This window comes from Sphingomonas sp., from assembly GCF_003248515.1.
Taxonomy (GTDB): Bacteria; Pseudomonadota; Alphaproteobacteria; order Sphingomonadales; family Sphingomonadaceae; genus Sphingomonas_I.
Window position 1 is genome coordinate 1 of sequence record NZ_QFOB01000030.1, and the last position, 2,946, is coordinate 2,946.

Annotated in this window: 4 protein-coding genes; all 4 read left to right on the forward strand. The window is 65.8% G+C overall.

Features of this window, described 5'->3' with window-relative positions:
• Window positions 1-1,171 (forward strand): chromosome partitioning protein ParB (locus DI605_RS21375; RefSeq protein ID WP_293977797.1); only part of this gene is annotated, 1,171 nt, incomplete at its 5' end.
• A gap of 34 nt (window positions 1,172-1,205) precedes the next feature.
• Complete coding sequence (locus DI605_RS21380; RefSeq protein ID WP_293977799.1) at window positions 1,206-1,637, forward strand: PRTRC system protein E; 432 nt, start codon at window positions 1,206-1,208, stop codon at window positions 1,635-1,637.
• 47 nt (window positions 1,638-1,684) lie between these two features.
• Window positions 1,685-1,891, forward strand: a complete 207-nt coding sequence (locus tag DI605_RS21385) for a PRTRC system protein C (protein WP_367120085.1) — start codon at window positions 1,685-1,687, stop codon at window positions 1,889-1,891.
• Window positions 1,892-2,160: 269 nt separating this feature from the next.
• A partial coding sequence (locus DI605_RS21390) for a hypothetical protein (protein ID WP_293977803.1) occupies window positions 2,161-2,946 on the forward strand: 786 nt, incomplete at its 3' end.

Consider the following 2,946-nt stretch of genomic DNA (forward strand, 5'->3'; position numbering starts at 1 on the left):
CGACCTTTCCGAGACCGTCAAAACCGCGCTCGACGAGCGCCGGATCAAGGTCGGACACGCCGAATTGCTCGCCGCCGTTCCCGCCGACAAGCAGGACAAAGCGCTCGAGACGATCATCGCGGCCGGCCTCGACATCGCAAAGACCCGCGATCTTCTCATGAAGGTCACGCAGCGCCTCGCCGATGCCCTGTTCGACAAAACGGAATGCACCACCTGTCCGTTCAATTCGGGGACGCAGCGCGCCCTGTTCGACACCCATGTCGATGATGGCCACTGCACCAACACCACCTGCTTCCAGCTCAAGACCGAAGCCGTCGAGGCGGCGCGCCGTGAAGCTGAGGCTGCCGCCGAGGCCGCGGAAGCTGCCTCGGCGATCGATACCGATGGCGACGAGGACGATAATGGCGATGTCGGCGACGAGATGGACGAAGTCGGCGAGACCGACCGTCCGACCGACGGATCCGCGACTGTAGCTCCTCTGGTTGGCCGCGGCACCGTTGTGCGCAAGGTCTCCGCCAACGGCGGGCCGAGCAGCACCGCGAAATCCATTGCGGGCCGCACTTCCGAATTGCGGGAGGCGACGTGGCGGACGGCACTCGCTCGCGGGCTCGCCGACGATCCATCGAATGCCCAGGCGGCGATCCTCGTGGCGGCGCTGACCGGCACGCTGTCGCACATCAAGGCAGACACTTTGACCTCGCGCGCCGCGCTGTTGGTCGATGCCGCGTTCCCGGACCGCGGATTCAAGGACAAGATCGCCGTGATCCGCGAATTGTCGGAAGGACAGGCCACCACGGTGCTCGCCGCGATCGGAGCCGCATATGCCCGGGACGTTCAGTCATTCGCGCACGTCGCCGATCTCGCCGGCGCCTTCGGCATCGACATCCGGACGGTCTGGCAGGTCGATCGCGCCTTCCTCGAACGCTACACGAAGGACGAGCTCAAATTCATTGCCGGCGAGAGCGGCCTGGTCGCGCACATGGGCGAGAAGGCCTTCTCCAAGTTGCTCGGCGCCAAGAAGGGCGACCTCATCTCCGGCATGTTGAATGCTGTCGGGTTCGACTGGGCTGGCCGGGTGCCAAGCGCGATGGCCCTCGATGGTCGCTATGCGCCGCCCCGTTCGCTTCCGCCCGCCAAGGCCGACGAGGTTGTCACCGAGCTGGCCGCCTGACCCCGCCCAACTTTCCAATCAAGGAATCACCACAATGCTGATCACCAATCTCCTGCCCATGCTGGGCAGCTATTCGCTCGCCTTCGATCTTGTCGCCGGCGATGACGGTGTCGTCACCCTCATCATCATTCCCCGCGTCGCAGAAGGCAAAACGCACAAGGCCGAGGCCGGCGAGCTGCGCCCGATCTCGATCACCGCGACGGCCGCCGAGATCGATGCAGAGCTTGCGAAGGGCGCCGAGGGTGCGCTCGGTGGACTGATTGCCACGCGCATGGCGCTTGCCGACCAGATCGCGACCCAGCGGGACGCGGCCGAGGCCGCGCGCGCGGCGTCTGCGGAGGCAGCGAAGGCAAAGGCGGCATCGGCACCCGCCAAGCCCGCAGCCACCGCGAGCGCGCCGACGGCGCCAGCGCCGGGCGCCCTCCCGGCTGATGCCAAATCCGAGGAGCCCGCCAGCCTCTGGTGATCAGGCTCGATCGCACCCCTTTTTACGTCTCCAACGAGGATATTCCGATGCAGATCGATCATCTCGCCCGCGTCTACCGCTATGACGGTATTGATCTTCCCCAGCCGCCGCACCTTGCCAACGATCAGCAGGGGCTGCGCGCCTATCATGCCACCCTCTATCCGGCGATCCTCAACGCCGACCTGGTCGATGCCGGGGTGACGGGCGGCGTCCATGTCACCGAATATCGCCGCGCGGTCGGCACGAAGGGCTGAGGTGGTGCGCCGGCAAGCGGCGGCCATTCCCGCCGCACCGCGCTGCACGCTCTTGCATTGGATCGAGGATGATCATGGCGACTCTTCCGAGCCTTCCCGACCGGCCTGCAGTAAACAGGCCGAGGCCCTCCACGCGAAGATCATCCTTGGCGCGGACACGCGCGAGGACGGCCCCGCCGATCCTATCCCGCCGCCCTCAGGACTCTGTCTCCCTCCGCTCGGCTGATCTGGCCGGCAGCGCCGTCCGTATTTCCCGCGACATTCCGGTGATGTTCGATCGACCTCTGGCCGCCCACCATAAGCTCGTCGGCAGTTGGGTCGCCTCGAAGGAGCAGGAAACATTGCGGCGCACGCGCCCTGAGGCGCGCCGGCATATCGAACGGGTCTTCCAGGCCGAGGTCCTCGAAATCCTGCGTACCTGCACGATCGCGGACTTGCGTGTCGTCGTGCTCAACGGCGAATCCTGTGGGGCGCCGGCGGTCGCAATCGTCTGCGACAGCGTCGGGCAACTCGATCTCGGATGGATCGAGGACAGCAACCGGCCGATCTCGTGGCGCGCGGCTGCCTATCGGGCGCTCGAGCGCACGCTCGGAAGCGCTCTCCCGGTCTTCTGCTACGACGACCTCTTCGACAACATCTCGATGTATTATTGGGACGGCGAGACCGAGGACGCCGCTGCCCGCGAAGCCCTCATTGCACTCCACGGGGCTAACGACGGCGAGATCGAGGCCCAGACCATGCCGTCCGAAATGAACGCCAGGCGGCCGGAGTGGATGCTCGCCGCGAGGGCAGCGCCCACGTCGAAGTTACCGATTGCTCTCCGTCGGGCTCTGCGCGAATTGCGGGATGCCCACGCGGCGCTCACCAATTTGCCTGACGAGCATCACGCCTGGCGCCTCGAGATGGATGTTCTCTACGAGTATGTCCCCGGCATCGAGGAATGTTCGCCGCTTCCACCGCTGACACTCGTTCCCGTCGAACAGTTCGCGGTCGAGGTCGACGACGTCGGGCGTCACGGCATGGAATATGGTTTCATGGACGTGACGGGCCTTTGC